20 protein-coding genes are annotated in these 17711 nt (G+C 67.3%); 7 read left to right on the forward strand and 13 right to left on the reverse strand.

Annotated elements, in window-relative coordinates:
* Nucleotides 1–34 precede the first annotated feature (34 nt).
* The gene (locus DEI83_RS13725) at nt 35–562 is read right to left on the reverse strand and encodes a hypothetical protein (protein ID WP_111082506.1); all 528 of its coding nucleotides are present in this window, start codon (nt 560–562) and stop codon (nt 35–37) included.
* Nucleotides 563–752: 190 nt separating this feature from the next.
* Between DEI83_RS13725 and DEI83_RS13730 the strand changes: the two genes are divergently transcribed.
* From DEI83_RS13730 to DEI83_RS13760, 6 genes are all read left to right on the forward strand, one after another.
* Entirely contained in the window at nt 753–1376 is a 624-nt protein-coding gene (locus tag DEI83_RS13730) for a recombinase family protein (protein ID WP_258371225.1), read from the forward strand.
* A 761-nt stretch (nt 1377–2137) separates the two neighbouring features.
* Entirely contained in the window at nt 2138–2329 is a 192-nt protein-coding gene (locus DEI83_RS13740) for a hypothetical protein (RefSeq protein ID WP_111082509.1), read from the forward strand.
* A 17-nt stretch (nt 2330–2346) separates the two neighbouring features.
* Nucleotides 2347–2961 carry a MarR family winged helix-turn-helix transcriptional regulator gene (locus tag DEI83_RS13745; RefSeq protein ID WP_111082510.1) on the forward strand — a complete coding sequence of 205 codons (615 nt, stop codon included), beginning with the start codon at nt 2347–2349 and terminating at the stop codon, nt 2959–2961.
* 157 nt (nt 2962–3118) lie between these two features.
* Nucleotides 3119–3820: a GAF and ANTAR domain-containing protein gene (locus DEI83_RS13750; RefSeq protein WP_181431231.1), complete on the forward strand. Its 702-nt coding sequence runs from the start codon at nt 3119–3121 to the stop codon at nt 3818–3820.
* Between the two features lie 357 nt (nt 3821–4177).
* Complete coding sequence (locus tag DEI83_RS13755) at nt 4178–4489, forward strand: hypothetical protein (protein ID WP_181431232.1); 312 nt, start codon at nt 4178–4180, stop codon at nt 4487–4489.
* 126 nt (nt 4490–4615) lie between these two features.
* Entirely contained in the window at nt 4616–4939 is a 324-nt protein-coding gene (locus tag DEI83_RS13760; RefSeq protein WP_111082512.1) for an ATP-dependent DNA ligase, read from the forward strand.
* 59 nt (nt 4940–4998) lie between these two features.
* Here the strand turns inward: DEI83_RS13760 and DEI83_RS13765 are convergent, their stop codons facing one another.
* The 7 genes from DEI83_RS13765 to DEI83_RS13790 all read right to left on the reverse strand — a co-directional run bounded on the left by DEI83_RS13765 (nt 4999) and on the right by DEI83_RS13790 (nt 9868).
* Entirely contained in the window at nt 4999–5577 is a 579-nt protein-coding gene (locus DEI83_RS13765; RefSeq protein WP_111082513.1) for a MarR family winged helix-turn-helix transcriptional regulator, read from the reverse strand.
* Between the two features lie 39 nt (nt 5578–5616).
* A complete protein-coding gene (locus tag DEI83_RS13770; protein WP_111082514.1) occupies nt 5617–5799 on the reverse strand; it encodes a hypothetical protein in 183 nt (60 codons plus the stop codon).
* A gap of 790 nt (nt 5800–6589) precedes the next feature.
* Nucleotides 6590–6961, reverse strand: a complete 372-nt coding sequence (locus tag DEI83_RS16365) for a GntR family transcriptional regulator (protein ID WP_309146596.1) — start codon at nt 6959–6961, stop codon at nt 6590–6592.
* Nucleotides 6962–7132: 171 nt separating this feature from the next.
* Nucleotides 7133–7297: a hypothetical protein gene (locus DEI83_RS16040; RefSeq protein ID WP_181431233.1), complete on the reverse strand. Its 165-nt coding sequence runs from the start codon at nt 7295–7297 to the stop codon at nt 7133–7135.
* Nucleotides 7298–7572: 275 nt separating this feature from the next.
* Nucleotides 7573–8343 (reverse strand): SDR family oxidoreductase, encoded by a 771-nt coding sequence (locus DEI83_RS13780; RefSeq protein ID WP_111082515.1) that lies wholly within the window; start codon nt 8341–8343, stop codon nt 7573–7575.
* 37 nt (nt 8344–8380) lie between these two features.
* The gene (locus DEI83_RS13785; RefSeq protein ID WP_111082516.1) at nt 8381–9469 is read right to left on the reverse strand and encodes a DNA alkylation repair protein; all 1089 of its coding nucleotides are present in this window, start codon (nt 9467–9469) and stop codon (nt 8381–8383) included.
* A gap of 60 nt (nt 9470–9529) precedes the next feature.
* On the reverse strand, nt 9530–9868 hold the full coding sequence (locus tag DEI83_RS13790) for a nuclear transport factor 2 family protein (RefSeq protein ID WP_111082517.1): 339 nt from the start codon (nt 9866–9868) through the stop codon (nt 9530–9532).
* A 131-nt stretch (nt 9869–9999) separates the two neighbouring features.
* On the opposite strand from DEI83_RS13790, the gene DEI83_RS13795 reads away from it, so the two are divergent.
* On the forward strand, nt 10000–10536 hold the full coding sequence (locus DEI83_RS13795) for a MarR family winged helix-turn-helix transcriptional regulator (RefSeq protein WP_111082518.1): 537 nt from the start codon (nt 10000–10002) through the stop codon (nt 10534–10536).
* A 10-nt stretch (nt 10537–10546) separates the two neighbouring features.
* Here the strand turns inward: DEI83_RS13795 and DEI83_RS13800 are convergent, their stop codons facing one another.
* Genes DEI83_RS13800 through DEI83_RS16370 form a run of 5 tightly spaced genes read right to left on the reverse strand, consistent with a single transcriptional unit; the run spans nt 10547 to nt 17682 of the window.
* Nucleotides 10547–10969, reverse strand: a complete 423-nt coding sequence (locus tag DEI83_RS13800; RefSeq protein WP_111082519.1) for a DUF4913 domain-containing protein — start codon at nt 10967–10969, stop codon at nt 10547–10549.
* Nucleotides 10966–12807 (reverse strand): type IV secretory system conjugative DNA transfer family protein, encoded by a 1842-nt coding sequence (locus DEI83_RS13805; RefSeq protein WP_111082520.1) that lies wholly within the window; start codon nt 12805–12807, stop codon nt 10966–10968. The genes DEI83_RS13800 and DEI83_RS13805 overlap by 4 nt, the downstream gene beginning before the upstream one ends.
* Entirely contained in the window at nt 12804–14486 is a 1683-nt protein-coding gene (locus DEI83_RS13810) for an ATP/GTP-binding protein (protein ID WP_258371226.1), read from the reverse strand. Before DEI83_RS13810 ends, DEI83_RS13805 begins: the two co-directional genes overlap by 4 nt.
* A gap of 48 nt (nt 14487–14534) precedes the next feature.
* Nucleotides 14535–16043: an SCO6880 family protein gene (locus DEI83_RS13815; protein WP_111082521.1), complete on the reverse strand. Its 1509-nt coding sequence runs from the start codon at nt 16041–16043 to the stop codon at nt 14535–14537.
* A gap of 10 nt (nt 16044–16053) precedes the next feature.
* Nucleotides 16054–17682: a type IV secretion system protein gene (locus tag DEI83_RS16370; protein ID WP_309146597.1), complete on the reverse strand. Its 1629-nt coding sequence runs from the start codon at nt 17680–17682 to the stop codon at nt 16054–16056.
* Nucleotides 17683–17711 lie beyond the last annotated feature (29 nt).

The following is a 17711-nucleotide window of genomic DNA, read 5'->3' on the forward strand; positions in this document are numbered from 1 at the left end:
GCAGCGTCAAGGGTTCCGTACCGGCGCCGATCGCTCATCGTCCGCTCACCTCAGCCTTAGCTTCCGACCAGCGGCGGCTTTGCTCACTGGTGAGCGCGACGTACAGCGGGCCGACGGGCCGCCCAATGTCGCGTCCACTTGCAACTGCCAACGGCCAGGACGTCTCAGACGGATACGTAGCGCGCTGGTGCACCGTCATCTTCCGACATGCCGATCGCCACTCGTTGACCCGCATGCCGGTCGCCTCCGCGATCTGTTCAGTCGACATAAACGCATCCGGCTCCTTCGCGCAGGCATCGACCGCCCGCACCCACCGCCGGGCGGTGACCGTGTCGTTCTGCAGCAAGAGCACCAGGTTCGACACCTCCCACGGCTCATGGTTTGCCAGCATCGCATCCGCATCGTTCGATGCCGATGCCGTGCCGCCCTCAACCACTTCGAGGCTCAGGACTTCGCCAGTTGCGCCGGCGAAGCCCAGTTCGGCGAGTCGGTGCTGCACTGCCAAAGCGATGTCTGCGTAGTGCTCTGTCGGTACCAAGATCGGCGACCAGGTGATTGTCATGTTTCCTCCTTGTCCCCAACTGTAGACCTCTTGGTGGCTGGCTTGCAAGCAAGAGGGCAATACAGTGCAAGTGTTTTCGGGCCGCAACTCTGGGGTATACCCCAACGCAACGGCTGCGGGAGCTTCGATTCTGTGTGGTTCTGGGGTCCGTGTCGACCCTTCTGCGACAGATGTGTGCGAGGGTCTAAACGTGGTGCAACACAAGACGCAGACCGTCGCCTACGTGCGGGTGAGCTCGGCGGACCAGAACCTCGACCGGCAGCTCGAGGCGATCGGCGAGGTTGATCGCGTGTTCGAGGAGAAGGTGTCGGGTGGCTCACGGGCGGACCGGGCAGCGCTGCTCGACTGCATCCGGTATGTCCGCGATGGAGACACTGTCCGGGTCGCTTCCATGGACCGGCTTGCTCGTTCGCTTGGTGACCTGCGCGACATCGTGGACGAGATCACTGGCAAGGGAGCTTCTGTCGAGTTCGTCAAGGAGCAGCAGACCTACAGTCGCGACACCGACGACGCGATCGGCCGACTCATGCTCAACCTCCTCGGCGCCTTCGCCGAGTTCGAACGCACCCTCATCCGCGAACGTCAACGCGAGGGCATCCGCATCGCGAGAACCGCCGGCAAGTACAAAGGGCGCGCGCGCAAGCTCAGCGACGACCAAGTCGCCGAGGCACGTCGGCTCATCGGCAGCGGCGTTCCGAAGGCCACCGTTGCCCGCGATTTCGGCATCGATCGCACCACCCTCTACCGGATGCTCGCGACGCCCCTCTCCCACGCAGACGCAGACGCAGTCACCGGCGACGGCGCCACCACGTAGGGTTTGGCCCCTTCACCGGGCATTTTCGCGGGACAGCTCTACGAATCCCCAGGTCAAGTGGGACACGGCCAAGTTGTCAGCGGCTGACTGCCGTCGGGTCACGACGACCAAAGCGCTTCAGCGCACCGAGTCGACTAGCTGCTGCGCTGCCATCTACGGCGCGTGGGGCTCCAGCTACCGGTCTCACACCTCGGATCCCATCGCTACACCGGTCTAGTCAAACCAGCGAGTTGCACCTCAGCTGGGGCGAACAGGTCTGACGGCGCACTGCTCACTCCCTGAAGCGCACGTGAAACGCAACTGCGGCGAGCTCCAGCTGCTACTGACGAGACTGAAGGCATGTCGATGAGCGCGCCATTCAACCCTGTCGGTCAACCCGACCCCGAGGGAGCTCCGGTGGACTCCGAGTCCCTCAGCGAGATTGATCGTGAACGAGGCCAAGCCGAGCAAGTCGAGGCCGGCATCGACAACCAGGAGCCCGCAACCGATGGCGCGGACCGACGGGAAGCGCTCCAGCCAAACGGGGACCCGGTCTTTCGCACGCCCCATCCAGGCGACCGGCTTCACCCCGACGACCTCACCTGACCTCAGCTGCCCCATCCGGCATGAAGCAGCGCGGACGTCGCGGTTTCGGTTACGTCAGAAGCACCGCTGCCCACCCGTCCGTCCGTCAGCAGGGTGCTGACCTGCAGCAACCGCTTTTAGCGGCACGCGGCCGAGCCTGAGTGTTCTTGCCGCGGCGGTCCGCGTAGCGTTCACGCGTGGCACAGATCTTGACGCGGAAGCCGCATCGGGTCGCGTTCGTCGGCGCGGCGGCGGTGATCCTGCTCGGGATCGCGCTGCTGATCAGTCCGTGGGACGGCCTGATCGTGGCGCTTGCGTGGGCGCTCATCATCGCTGGCAGCATCGCATCAGCGATGACGCTCTACTTCGTACGTGTCCCAAGCCGCTGAATGCGTCCAGGGATCTGATGACGAGCGAGGACAACGCCCGCAACGCGCATCGCATTTGCGCGGAAGAGCCCCGCAGTCAGGCCGGGGCGGCGGCCATCGAGGCCCTGCAGTCGCTGAGCGACAGCGCGCACGACGCTGACGAGCGAGCGCTCCGCGCGCTCCAGATACGCCCGATCGACGCGCTGGCACTGCTGCACCTGGTCGAGGCCAGCCGCGGAGGTCGGTTCCTGATTGCGACCGAGCTCGCTGCGAGACTGCACCTCACCACTGCCGGGGTCACCAAGCTCGTCGATCGTCTCAGCAGAGCCGAGCGGGTGGAACGCCGTCCGAACCCGCGGGATCGCCGCAGTGTGTCCCTGGTGCCCACCGCGATCGGGACCGCGGACCTGACACGGGCGTACGGGGACATCCACACACCGTTGATCACCGTCATCAATGAACTCTCCGACGCCGAGGCGACCGTGGTGGCGCGTTTCGCCGCGCGGTTCGCCGAGGCGCTCCGTCAGGACAACGACCGGAACGAGCCGTTGTCCGCCGGCTTGACCGGGCCGCTGCTCGGAGCAGGAGACAGCGCAGGTGAGCTCGTCCGATCGAGGGCCGTAAACCAGCTGCCGCCAATTCCGACCCCGTAGCAGTCACCGACTGAATCAAGGCCAGGCCGGGACTGCTGCCGGTACCGTCGCCCGCTGCTTCACCGGGGGTGGCGCGGACAGGTTCGAGACGTACACTCGTCGCAATCGCTTCAGTACCTGGACCCCGCGCTGCAGCCCCACCCTGATGGGAGTGCTCATGCTCAGGTTCAACGACGCAACCCGGCACCCGCCGGACGATAGCGACCTCACCGGCCCGTTCGTCAACTCCCTCCCGGTTGCGGCAGCGGCGATCTCCACCTTCGGAGGGATCTTCGGAACGGCGCTCGTCGCCGCATCCGGCCCGAGCGCTGCAACCGCCGACGAACAGCAGGTCGCACTCGGGGAAGGCCCGGGCTGGTCAGCGCTCCGGAATCGGAGCCCCGTCACCGTGTACGACTTCGCCACTGCCAACGCGGAAGACTGGCCGACGGCCCTCGTGATGTTGCAACGAACGGGCTGGTCGGGGGTGCTGTCCTTCCCCCTCTTCACCAGCTCACTCGACATCGGCGCTGTCACCCTGTACCTGGCTGACACGAAACCGCTCTCATCGGCAGAGATCACCAACGCGACACATCTGGCCGGCCTCACCGCGCAACGGATCCTCGCCGGCGCCGTCCGCGACATGGACACCGGTGCCACCCCTACCGCCGCGTCCGTCACGCACCCGTCCGGGCGACACGTCCAACAAGCAACCGGGATGGTGGCAGCGCAACTCGACGTGTCGGTCGAGAACGCGCTCCTCATCATCCATGCACGTGCGTTCGCGAACGCTCAACCGCTCCACACCCTCGCCGAAGCGATCCTCGACCGCCGCGTTGACCTCTGTCACGACGAAGACGACCAGCACCGAACCGGCTGACAACACCCGACGCTGGCCAGCGCTGCGTCCACAAGCTGATCCGGAGGGCGGCGCCTCGGTGCCAGCAGAATCAGAACGCTCCACGCGGGCTGCCTGGCTGTTCACGGCCCCTTCTCGGACACGACACATTCACATGTGTTGGCTCCCAGAAGCAGGTGAGAACCTTCTGCTCGCCGCTTGCACCCCTGAGCGGGATCGCCCCACTGAGATGCCGGTCTCGCTCAGCTCAGGACGTGCCTGAAGCGCCTGAGCAGCTACCCGAGGTTGCGCCCCTTCGCCTGTTCCACGCACACAGCCACGCACCCCAGCTTTCGGTCGCGGCTGTCCGCCACCTCACCTGCAACCGATCGGATCCGCATGGCTCTCTCCAACCTTCCCTACGACGACCGAGCGATCGTGGACGGCATCAAGAACGTCACCGTCCACGCGGAGCAGGTCAGCCAGGTCGCGGTGAACTTCATCGCCGACGACCTCAGCGACGACACGACCGCGACGGTCACCGCCACGATGACCTGGGTCATCAGCTCAGCTGACGCCGTCCGGCTCCTCGACTCCGCCCGGCCGACGGGATCACTCAACCCGGCAGGCGACGCACGGACTCTGACCGGTCCTGCCGCCAGTGAATCCGACCTCGACGAAGGCCCTCAGTGGGTTGACGCCGACGAGTGAGCCAGTTCACTCCACCGGCTTCGCTCCAGACAGCTCCGCTGTTGGAAGCTGCACCCACCGGGCGATCCCGCTGACGCTTTCGAGGCGTCACTGCAACCGCGTACCACTACCAGAAGGAAGAGCCACATGGGGTACCTGATCTACGACGGTCAAAGCGCCGAGATCCAGATGGATGACCGCACCCTCGCGCACCTCCAGATCGTCATCATCAGCAAGCTGCGCCGCCAGGAGAGCTTCGCGTTCTCCTGGAAGGAACCCGTGTCGAAAGGCGACGGTCGAAGCACCATCTGGATCTTCCCCACCGTCAGCCTCCGCTTCAAGTTCGAAGGCAGCAGAGCCCCGGTCGTCAACGAGGCCTGGCTCAACATCCTGAAGCAATCGGTCAACAGCAACGGTGGGCTCCAGATGATCCCCGAACCGACCGGATCCGGGACCGTTGCCGGGGAATAACCGTCCCTGACCGAGCCCAGAGAGCGACGAACAGTCCTCCGAGGGGGCACTCGGTTGGCTCAGGTGAGGATGTGGAGCTGTGGCGCTTCCTCGATGGTGTCTTCGTTCTCGACGACGTACTCGTCCTCGAATGCGGGAGACTGATCCGCTGCGTTGAGGGCCTGGGTGACCTGTTCCAGCGCCCGGGCGAGGACGTCGTTGTCCTCCTTGGGCAGGTGGTCGATGATCTCGACCACGACCCGGTGGTACCGGGCGTAGGCGTCGTCGATCTTCTCCGCCGCCTGCACCGTCGGCTCCAGCACCTGCGCCCGCCGATCCGTGGGGTGCTGCGCGCGGACGAAGTCCCCCTTCGCCACGAGTCCGTCGACGATCTTCGTCACCGACGCGTTCGACACGTTCAGCATCACGGCGAGGTCCTTCGGCCCCATGACCCGGCCGTCGCGGTGCGCCTGGAGCATGTACCGGACCGCGTGGAACTCGTTCTTCGTCAGACCGGATTCCTTCCGGGCCTGCTCGAGCTGCTGCTCCTCCGCATGCTGCAGCCGCAGCAGCGCTTCGACCGCGTTCTTCGCGGCCCGAGATCGCGGCTCACGCGCGTAGAGGTGCATGTGCTCACGGCGGACGACGGTCAACGGCACGAGGCAGCCTCCGAGGAACGGGGTGCGGATCCGACCATGTCAGACGGTGGGTGCGGCGAAGAAGTCGGCGTACGACGGCCCGGTGCTCCCACTCAGCAGCGACGGATCCTCCGCCCGGCGAGACGCGTACGTCTCGATGACCGTCGGGTCTGTCAGGCCGAAGCGCCGGTGCGCGCCCCGCGTGTGCGTCGTCCGGGGCATCCCCTGGTACGTGCTGTGCATGTTCCTCGCCACCTTCTGCTGCTCGATGCCCGGACACCAGAATCCTTCACGAACCGAACGGTTCGCGCAACTGAACATTCAGAGACATGTACTGTTTGCGCACCGAACGATGCGAGTGCATCGAGGCTCAAAAAGGCCCTCCTGGCAGCAAAACCACCGCTGATACACTCGACACGTATATTGCCGACACCGAGGATCGCAGGGCCAAGCTCGCCCGCAACCTGGAATGGGCAGACGAGTTCCTCAGCATCCTGCGTCAACATTGAACCGCTGCCCCAACCGGACACCAAGCGTCGCGTCGACCAAGTCGCCGAGGCGCGTCGCTCATCAGCGCCGGCGTCCCGAAGGGCACATCGCTCGCGATCTCGGCGTCGACCGCACCACCCGCTATCGGATGCTCGCGACGCCCCTCTCCCCACTGCCGCAGACGCAGTAACTAACGATGGCGCCGCCATGTAGCGTGTCGCGCCCCTTCACGGGCCGGTGTCCCGCCAGGAACCGCGTCCCGTGGGTTGAGCACCGACCGGACGTGCGGTGACGTCAGACGGTACATCAGAGACCCGTTAGCGCCGCCCCCGCTTCTTTCACCGCGGGCCAATCGATGCGGGCGCCGTCAGCGGCAGCATGAAACTTCGCTCGCCCTCGGGCGCTGCGCTCCGCGTCGATGAACAGCGGGTTTCCCAAGGCTGCTACGAGACTGCCGTAGGCATCCAGCAGATCCCGGTACCCACCCAAGCCCTCCTCCTCGACGGCGCGACGAGCTGCAGACGCCCGGGCGGCGACCTCGGCTCTAACTGTCCCGTCGACGGCGGTCGCTTGCTCGAGCGCGAGCCGGTGCAGGCCGGCGAGGAACTGGCTTGCATAGGCGTACCTCGCGTGAGGAGAGAGAGCTGACCTTCGTGTACCGGTTTGCCGCCATCTCGACGAACCCCTCGGCCACGAGGCGAGCAATTGCCTCACGCACAGGGGTACGGGAGACACCGAGCCACGCAGTCAGCTGATCGTCGTTCAACCGCTCGCCGGGCACGAGCGTGCCGTCCTCGCACCCGCATGTCTCATCCCTCACCGCCTGACCGACACGACGAAACGGACGCTTCCATGCACGCCCCGCTTCCGACCGCCATCCGAGTCGATCCCGCAGACCTGCACCTTCCCCCGACACAGCCAATCGACATCACGCATCTGCTCGTCCCAGGCAGGACCGGCGATGAGACGACCGCATGACGAGGACGGTGACAATGACCTGCCACGAGGTGCGGCACCTCCGCCGACCCCCGTCCACCTGGCAACGTGCTGGCTCGATCGCCGGGCGGAGTCACCCCTGACGAACCGCTCATCGAGGTCGGCGCTGAACGACTTCTGGTGCGTCATCCCGGAAGAAGTCGTTTTGCGGTTGACTCATGCTGTCGATGCCCTGCCGCCGCCACTGCTTGCGCGCGCGTGCCACCGTCGGGATCTTCGCCGGCTCAACACTGGGTTCGGTCTCGTAGGTGCTCATTGTTCATCTCCCGACTGTCAACACAATTCCCCTCGTTCGAGGGTAGCGAGAGGTGTCAAAGGCGTTTGATGCGGGCTCAGAGCGCGAGAAAAAGTGCCGGACGTGGACAAATCGAAGGCATCCCACCGGGTCGACATCCGACGCGGAGCGCTACCCGCCCACGTGCTAAACCGTTTCTGCGGGAGGTCGAACCCCCTCGCCTCTGCCGGTGCTACGCGCCCATGCGCGCTGCTGACGTCCGGTAAACGATCAGCTATCGATACGCCCCAGCCTGCTCATCGTGTCGGGACAGTTCCTCCGTCGACGTTGATGTCGACACCGACGATGCCCGAAGCTGCGTCTGAGACGAGGAACGCGACGGCGGCGGCGACTTCTTCGGGCTCCGCGGGGCGGCCGAGAGGAATACCTCCGAGTGAGTTCATCAGTAGCTTGCGGGCAGCGTCGACGTCCGTGTCGTTGGCTGTTGCGATGCGGTCGATGAGCGCTTCGGCTGATGGTGTTCGGATGAATCCCGGGGAGACGGTGTTGACGCGGACGCCGTGGGGTGCGCACTCGTTGGCGAGGGCTTTGCTGTAGGTGCTGAGGGCTGCTTTCGCGGCGGCGTAGGCGAGGGTCCCGTCGTATAGGGGCATCTGGGCCTGGATCGAGGAGACATGGATCACTGCCCCGTTGCCGCGGCTGATCATGCCGGGGACGACGGCCCGGTCGAGTCGGACGGCGCTGAGCAGGTTGAGTTGGAGATCGTCGTCCCAGTGCTCGTCGTCCAGTGCTTGGAATCCTCCTCCTGGGCCGTTGGATCCGCCTGCGACGTGGACGAGGATGTCGATGGCGCCGGTGCGGTCCGCGACGGCGCTCAGCGCTTGAGAGTCCGTGACGTCGACCTGGAGGGAGGCTTGCGCTGGGTGTGATGGGTCGGCGGCACTGCGGCCGAGAACGGTGACGTGTGCACCAGCTGAGACGAGTGCTTCGGCGACGGCGCGTCCGGTGCCCTTCGTGCCGCCGGAGACGAGCGCACGCTTCCCGCTGAGGGCGAGTGGGTTGGTCATGGTGTCCTTTCTGGTTCGCGTCCGGTGTCGCGAATAGTCAGGCGTTCACGTCGAAGAAGGTCGGCGCGGATCGTCGCCCGTTGGCTTGGGTCATGAGCGAGTGTCGCCCTGCCCTGATGGTGCGAGTGCTGAGTGGGGCAAAGCTCCGCTTCCCCGAAACCGTGGCGGTGCCGCGCCCCGGGATCAACCGTTTGGCGAGCTTGAAAACCTTTTCGGTGCTTCCGCCGGCCGCGGTCGGGGAAGTGAGGACCACGTCGATGACGACGTTCGCGTCGCTGTCGCCGAGGTTCTGCACCGTGACTGTGTAGGGCAACGTCTCACCGACGCGGACGTGGTCAGCCTCGAGTGCCGGCGGCTCGAGCCCCAGCGTCGTGGTCGAGAATCCCAGCAGCGCCAAGGCGTTGAGGTCGCCCCGCTTGATGAGCGTGCGGAGCCCACGACGGACCGTCGAGGTGGCACCGTGCTTCGCGGTCCAGTCCGCGGCGATCGCGGTGGCGATGCCGGGGTGATCGCGGCTGATGTCGTTGAGGTGGTTGCCGACGCTCCGACGCACGTACTCGCTGGGATCGGCCACGAGCTGGTCCAGGATCGACCGTGTCACGCCCGGAGCGGCGATCAGCGCCGGCACCTGCTTGGCCCACGGCAGACGCGGGCGCGTCCCCTCGCTCGCCAGCCGTCGCACGTGGTCGTTGGGCGATCCGGCCCACTCGCCGATGATCGCGAGGGAACGCTGGTGATCGGCGATGAGGAGGTCCCTGATGGCGAACTCACCGGTCAAGCGCGTGGTCAGTTTCGCCAGGACACGGTGCACGTCGTCGAACGCGACCGTGTTGGAGTCCTCGAGTGCGCGGCGCACTACGGCTTCCGAGAGCGGCCAGATCATCCACCCGTCCAGACGGGAGTCCTCGAAAATCGCGTCGGTGAGGGCGGCGGTACCGCGGTACGAGGACGGCAGCGTCGCCAGGATTCCTGCACGCACCGTGTCAACGCGGGCACGCAATTTCCGTCCGGACAGCGTCTCGGCGGTGGCCAGGAGAGCGGTGGTGTCCACGCGACCGTGGTCCCGCATGATCGACGCGAGGTCATCGACCACGGTGGGGGTAATCAACTCGTCCATTGCGCCCATCAGGCCTCCTTTAAGGCGAGTGCGAGTGCGCGGGGAGCCGGAGCTCCCCGCACGACCGGGCTACTCCGCGATACGGATCTCGAGCGCCTGAACGCTCTGGGCGTCGAGTGTGAAGCGGAACGCGAACGGCAGCGGGCCTCCCGGGAAGTCGCCGTCCGCAGATGCGGTGAGCTGCACGGCGCTACCGTCGCCGTTCTCGTACGCGGTCGGCCCGAGAGTGATTCTTGGTGCGATCTGGTGCTCCCGGATCCACTGCTCGATCTCTGCGGACCCCGTGTAGGTGGTGCCGTCGTCGGTGACGGACGCGTCCGCTGCGAAGACGGCGAGCAGCGCGTCAGCGTCGTGTCGGTTCGTCGCGTCGATGAAGTCCTTCACGGGGCCTGCGGGGATCTCGGTCATAGTTCTTCTCCAGTTGTGTTGAGCGAGCTCTGGCGGGCGGTACGCGAATAGTGTCGCATGCGACAGTATGTTCTGTCGCGGAGGACAGTTAACTCCCAGCGGAAGGGTGCGCACCGCAGTAGGGTCAGGGCATGCCAGCTGCTCGGAACGACCGCGACCCGGAGCGCGAGACGAGGTACCGCTCTGCCCTCCTGACGGACCTCAGTCGGCTGATCTATCTGTGGGAGTCCCCGCAGTTCCAGTCGGAGGTGTTGACGCGATCCGGTGAGCCACTTGACCAGTCGTCCCATCAACTGCTCCGCCTGCTCGGGTTCTCTGGCCCCCTTCGGCCGTCGCAGATCGCGGAGCGGCTGAAGACCGGGGCATCGAATGTCAGCAAGATGTTGCGCCGACTGGAGGAGAACAGCTGGTTGAAGCGCACGCCAGACCCAGCGGATGCGCGAGCCGCACTCGTCGGGCTTACCCCGGCTGGCCTCGAGGCGGCACAGCACGTCTTCGACCTTGGCGACGACATGATCGTCCAAGTACTCACGGGGTGGAACGCCCGCGACCTGGAGCACTACACGAACCTCACACGCCGCTTCGTCGATGATGCGTACGACGCCGCCGAAGTGATGCGAGCGCGGGGCCTGACCCGCACATGGACGTCCGACAGCTCCACTTCCTGAACGCTGGCGCTTAGCCCTCGATCGTGCGGACATCGACAAATAGCCCGGGCGGCGGTGCTGTGTACGGCAGCGGGTCACCCGGCTCCGTCGTCCCAGACGTCTTCGAGAAGGGCCCCGCGGAGCTCAGGAGGACGCCCATGTGGTGGTCGGCGTGGTCACGCCACCAGACGCTCATCCCTGTCGCTCCGTCGTTCCGGAAGTGCTCCCAGGTGCGCCAGAGCGCGTCGAGGCGAGCGACCGCTTCCGGGTGCATCCACCAGCGGGGGTCCCACCGGTAGTCGCCCTTGGGGCTGACCTCGCGGCGGTAGGTGACGATCAGGAACTCGCGCACGAACTCGTCGGCCGAGCCGTAGAACGTCTCCGACTCCTCGAGCACGTCGTCGTCCTCGTCGACGTCGTCGACGTGGCCGTCCCACTCCGCCACGGCGCTCATCGGTTGTCCTCCGCCTCGACCGGCTGCACCGTTGAGGCGTTCAGCCACGGGTTGTCCTCTGCCGGCAACGGGGACGCCAGCGGCGCCGTCGACGCCGTGCGCTCGTCGCGGGCGGCGTCCTCGTAGGCGGTGATCGACGCGCGGACCTTCTCAGCGTCGGAGCCTTCGTACCAGGGCGCCGTCTTGACCATCGAGGACCGCAGACCCGACGCGATCAGGATCGCGCGGCCACGGGGCAGCTCTGCCAGCTCGGACGGGTCGAGGATGCGGCGGCGGTTGTTCTGCACGCTCGTCGACCGGACGCCCTTGTTCATCGAGTACGAGACGGTCTCGTGGTCGTAGTCGCCGATCAGCTCCGACAGCTCCCGCAGGAACTCAATCTCCTTGACACCGCCGAGGTACACGACCTCGTTGGCGGCGCTGAACAGCTTCCGCATGCCGGCGAGCGAGAACACGTCGACGCCCTGGGACCAGGACTGGAAGATCGACATGATCGGGATCCCGCGCGACCCGTAGTGCGAGTACAGGTCCGGCAGGTCCTTCCACCGGCACACGTTCGCGGCCTCGTCGAGGATGCACAGCAGTGGCGTGGCCAGGCGGCCGCCGGGCTGCGTCTTCGCCAGGCGCTCGCCTGCCTCGACGACGGCGACGGTCAGCGCGGTCACCAGCGGCGTGGCAGTGCCCTCACCCTCCTTGGAGAGTGAGTAGAGGGTGTCGGTGCCGCGCACGAATTCGTCGGGGTTGAACTGCGGGCGGCGATCGCCGCGCATGTTGCCGCCGACGGGCGTCACCCACCGGCCAATGCGGCTGTTCTGCAGGCATCCCGCCATCTTCCGAGCCGTGCCGTACACACCGGCGCGCTGCCGCTCGGGGGCGCGTGTCTCGGACTCGACGGCGTCCGCGATGAGTGGGTACCCGCCGTTGCGGAGCACCGGCACCATTTCGCGGTTGTCGGGGTCGGTCAGCCACGTGAACACGTCGGTGATCGCGCGGCCATCGAGGGCGGCAGCGAGCAGCATGCCGGCGAGGAGGTTCTTGCCGGCGGGGTCGAAGTACGCATCGCCCTTGTCGCCGGGCTCGCGGGAGCCGGAGGCGAAGTGCCCGGCCAGCTTCGCGGCCGTGGTGTCGTCGGTGACGTAGGAGAGCGGGTTCCACCACCAGGTGGGCTCCTCGTCGACGACCTGCTGCGGGTCGAACACCCACGTTGTGCCGACCTCGTCGCGCAGCTTGCGGGTCGTCTCGACGGTGTCGGGCTTGTTCGACGTCGTCAGGAGGGCGCCGGGGGCGGCGAGAATCGCTGGAACGACCAGTGCGGTCGTCTTGCCCACGCGGGGGCCGGCGATGCCGATCGTGACGTCCTCCCACGATGCGTAGAGCATCTTCCCGGAGCGCATGTCCTTACCCAGCGGAACGCCGGGGCAGCCCTGCACGCCGAGGCGGGCGGCCTTCTCGAGCGAGCGCTTCTCCTGCAGCTCGGCGAGGTCCTTCGTCGAGGCCATGTAGCGGGCGGACGTGTCGACGCGGGTGCGGTTCTTGCTCGAGGGGCGGAACACCTTCATCGACATGACCACCACGGCGATCAGGACGACCGCGACGATCACCGAGAGGACCGTCGAGAGCCCCGTCCACTCGACGGTGCCCTTCTTGATCCCCTCCGCGATCTTGAACGGGTCGCGCGGCAGGTTCCCGTTCGTCCCTGACAGCTTCGACGCCATCACGAGTCCCAGCCACCCGGACGCGATCGCGCCGAGGAGGATCCCGAACATCCACGTGTAGAGCACGGTGTTCGGGTTCGACCTGCCGGGCTCGGAACGACGGTTCGTCTGCTGGCTGCTCATGCTGCGCCCTCCTCGACGTCAGCGGCGCGGTCGTATGCAGCCTCGTCGTCGACGACGACCGCGAGCTCCGGTGCGAGTCCCACCATCTCGTCCGGCTCCGGGAAGACTTCCGTGGCGTGCCACGCCTTGTTCGTGTCGTTGATGTACCGCTCCTCCTCGGTGAGCTCGACGTGCACCGGGATCCCCGGGTGGCCGCCGACCTTGATGAGGAACTTCCCCCGCCCCGGCGGCTCCTGGTCCGGGGACCAGCCGGGCGGGTTCTGCCACGACATGACGAGGTTCTGCTCCGCCCGCGACAGCGCGACGGCCTGGGTCAGCATCGCCATCTCGGCGCGCGGCAGTCCGCCGGCGACGATCATCCCGGCACGCTCCACGAACCCGCGGGCCTTCATCCGGTCCTGCTCGTCCGGGAGCGCGAGGAGGTCCGACATGGTGTGCGTGATCATCGCCAGGCCGACGCCGCGCTGACGGTTCAGGCGGGTGAGGGAGTCGATGCGGTCGACGATGCCCTTCCCGACGCGCAGGGCCCGCCACAGCTCGTCCATGACGATCAGGTAGTGGCGGCGCGGCTGCAGCTTTGCGTCGGCGAGGGCCGTGGCCACGTTCACCGAGCCGAACCCCTGGGACCAGCACGCGAGGAGCACGGCCGCCTGCAGGTCGGTGTCGGACTCGTCGATAGAGGACACGTCGTAGACGACGGGCTTGTCGTGCTTCATCGCGACGTCGGTCTGCTGCGAGAAAATCTCGCCGAGACGGCCGCCGCGGGTCAGGCTGATCAGCGACGCCTCGAGGCCCCGGGTGATTTCCTGGTACGCCGTCATGTCCCCGCGGTCTACGGCGACGTCACGGACGGCCGGGTGGGCGTCCTGGATGACCTTGAGCAGGTCCCCGAGGATCGGGACGCCCTCGAACTCGTCATCGAGCACGCGGAGCGCGGCGTCGATGATCGATTCCTCCACGTCGTTCGGGGCCTGCTTGCGGAGGATCGTGAGCAGGGAGGACACCATCGTGTTCCGGCGCCCGTGGGCGTCGGCGATGAGCTGCTGGCGCTGCTGCTCGAACCCGGCGACGCGAAGCTGCTCCGCAGCCTCGATCGCGCCGCCCGGGTCCAGGATGTTGAGATGGCCGCGGCCGCGGCCGAGCGTGATGACCTGCCCTCCGAGGGCCCGGACCATGTCGACGTAGTCCGGCTTCAAGTCGCCGAGGACGAGCGGCAGGTACCCCATGCCGTCGCCGCCGACGCACATGCGTCGGATCAGCGTCGACTTGCCGAGCCCGGGCAGGCCGAGCGCGAAGATCGACGGGTTGGAGATGATGCCGGTCTGGAACCACGAGATGGGGTCGGCGCAGACCGTTGAGCCGGTGTCGAGGTGCAGCCCCAGCGGGACACCGCTGATGGGGCTGCCCGCTCCGACGGCGTACGGCCAGAGGCCGCACACCTGCACCGTCGTGCCACGCCACTCCGGGGCGGGCTGCACGATGACCGTCTCACCGCGGCCGCGACCGATCCAGCCGCGCGGGGAGGGACGCTTGAACGCGCGTCCCGCTGCTTTGCGGGCCTGGCGCTCCTCCTTTGAGGGCTTCTTCTTCGACTCCGACGCGGTCTGAGACTGCGTCGGAGTGATGGTCTTCGTCCGCTTCTTCGTAACCCGTCGGGTCCCTTGGTCAAGAGCCGGCATGTGCTGCCCCTTCCGTCGCGTCGCTCACCAGTGCTCGTTTCAGATGCATCAGAGCTGGTCCCGAATGTCGTGGGGGATGGCGAGGTGCCGCGGGAGCACCAGGCCGAGGGGCAGGCCCGCGGCGAACGCGGAGTCCTGTGAGCCGTACACCGGGCGAAGCCGGATGCGGGCCTGGGCGGAGAGGCTGTCGATCGCGGCGCGTGCATCCTCGATCGTGGCGGGGTCTTCCACCGTGGCGGTGACGACCATCCCGAAGTTGACCAGGCCCGCGCCGCTGGACTCCTCGGACTCGTTCGCGAACGCCGCGAGAACGTCCTTCCGCGACCGACCCGTGGGCCGCTTCGACGACCCGACGATGAACTCCGCATCGCGCTTGTCGGCCTCGACGATCGCGGCGGCGCGCGCCGGGTCGATCGGCCGGTACAGCATCGTCACGCGCTTGCGTGCGATGTCACGGTGCGGAGCGAGGAGACGAGCCAGGATCGACTCACCGACGTCGCCCCGCGGGGCCTGAGACATCATCCACGACACCGACAGCGCGGAGTCGTGCCGGTACGAGTCCCACGACGCCTGGTGGGCGGTCGGGCCGACCTCCGGCCAGTACAGCTCCGGCGTCTGACCGGCGGCGTTCGCCTGGTCAATCAGGATCGCCGCGGCGGGGTCGTAAGCGACCCGCACGACCTCGCACAGCTCCTGAGCCGTCAGCGGCCGAGCGGAGCCCGCGCCGGTGGACGACAGGCCCTGAGTGAGGCCGGGAAGCCGGTACGCCAGCTCACGGCCCATCTCCTCCGGAGAACGCTTCTTCCCGCCCGAGCGGGTCGCTCCGTTGAACGTGACAGCGACGTACGCCTTGATCGTCGCAGCCCCCGCCGGGTACGTCGCCACGATCTTCCGCAGCACCGTCTTCGCGAACTCCGACCCGCGCTCGTCGATCCGGCCGAGGACCTCGGACTCGAGCCGCGTGCCCGTGTCCGGAGCCGTCTCGAGCGTCACCGACGCGGCGACCAGTCCCGGCTCATCGGCCAGGGCCTCGAGCCAGGAACCCCACTCCGCGACCCAGATATCCACCTGCTCCTGGTCGACCAGCGCCGACCCATCGGGCTCGGCGCCGAGAACGATCGTGAAGTCGTTCTGCGACGGGACCTCGATGAGCGCGAACGGGCGACCGTAGGAGTCCTGCTGCTCCGTGAGCCGCGACCCGGCCGCCAGGCCGGGAAGCTGCGCGGTGCCCCACTCGGCGAAGCCGAGGGGGCCGGAGCGGTACAGGTGCGAACCGCGGTTCTTCGCGAACATCCACCCCATGCGGTTGATCATGCGGATCATCCCCGATTCCCCGTGCTTGTCCTTGATCGCCACGGTCGCGAGCAGCGCCGCGAAGACCGCGGCCGTGACGAGCCCTGCGAGCAGGCCCTTGTTCGTGGCCACGATGATCACCATGACCGCCCCGGCGAAGCCGAACATCGTCGGGAACATCCCGAGCGCGCCCACACCGCGGGTCCGAGGCTTCCGCCAGTTGCCGTAGGTGCGTGCCGTCGTGCGGCCCTCGAAGTTGCTCATGCCCTACCCCTTACTTGGACCCCGAGGGGCCCTCTCCGGACGAATCTTCGACCGCAGATTTCGTGACGTCGGCGACCTTCTTGGCGCCCTGTGCGGCCTTCTGAGCGCCCACGAGCGCGATGCCCGCCGGGCCCGCGGCGGCTGCACCGGTCGCGCCAGCGCCCGCAGCGGCACCTGCCCCACCCGCAGCGGCTCCCGCTCCGCCCGCGGCGCCAGCACCAGCGCCGGCGGCCCCGGCAGCACCGGCACCCGTCGCGCCGGCACCGGCCGTCTGCCCGCCAGCGGCCCCGGCCTTGGCTCCTGCAGGCGTGCCCTTCGACGCTCCGCCGGGCCCTGCAGCGCCGCCGGCACTTCCCGCGTCGCGGGACCCCGTCGAGGTCGGGGTCGCCCCTGATGCGTTCGCCGCGGGACTGCCGCCTCCTCCGCCGCCGCCCTCGTTCGCGGTGCGGCTGGCGCTCGAGCCCAGCTTCCTCATCGCACCCGACGCGGCCGTCGACCCGACGGTCGCGAGGCCACCGACGATCGCCCCACCGGCCGCGCCGCCCCCAGCGGGAGCGACCATCGGCGCGATGAACCGCATGAGCGCCGGAAGCGCGACGAGCGCGATGATCATCAGCGCCAGGCCGGTCATGATCGACCAGATCCCGCCGTCATCTTTTGCGAACAGGTCGGTGCCCACGAGCTTGAACGAGGCCGCGTAGATCAGCGCCGCGGCGGGCTTGTAAAGGATGAACGCGACGAGCCACCCCAACGACTTGCGAAACCACTGGTTCCCCGTCGGGGTGTTCGTGAAGCTCGCCGTCAGGGGCAGCACGCCCGCGAGGAGGACGAGCATCGCCGACCGGACGACCATGAGCGCGACCTGCACGAACGTCATCAGGATCGCGATCAGCGCCAGGATCAGGACGCCGATCGTGCCGATGGGTGACGACGAGGACAGCGCGATCATGCCGGCGACGTTCGTGCCGAAGCACGAGGACGTGCCGGTGTCGGCGGCCACGTTGCAGTCGGTGGCGGCGTTGAGAACGCCGACCGAGAACGCATCGCCGGCGGACACTGCGAGCTGGATCACCGTCAGACCGATCGTGGAGACCATGATCAGCGTGAGCAGGGACCGCAGGAGGTCACGGATCGGCTCGCCGCGCTGCGTCCACGCCATCCGGATGCCCGCGATGATCACCGATGCAACGGCCATCGTCAGGACGACGTACCAAGTAGAGCTCTGCAGGAACCCGACCGTCGTCGACGACCCGCTCGGGGCCGTCGTCGGGATCAGCCACGCCACGAGTGATGAGGCGCTGGTGATCAAGAACACGCCTCCGAAGACGAGCCCGAGCCGCCCCATGCTGTCGAGCCCGGACTCCTCGGAGCGGGCTCGCATGAAGAGGATCGCGAACCCGATGATTGAGAGGACGGCGACGAGCAACCCGATCCACGCCACGTAGCCGAGGATCGTGTCGAAGCTCGACGTCACCGTGGCGTCCGGGGTGTACCCGGAAGCGTTCGCATCGCCCTTCGTGAGCTCGGGGCTCGGCACGTTCACCCACAGAGTGCCGAGGGAGCCGACGATCTTGCCGAACGTTTCGAGCGCGTTGTTCATCAACTGCTGCACGGTGTCGTTCGCCGCCTTGGACACCACTGCCGAAGCGCCGTCAGAGACGCATTCCA

The organism is Curtobacterium sp. MCBD17_021 (genome assembly GCF_003234525.1).
In the GTDB taxonomy this organism is placed as follows: Bacteria; Actinomycetota; Actinomycetes; order Actinomycetales; family Microbacteriaceae; genus Curtobacterium.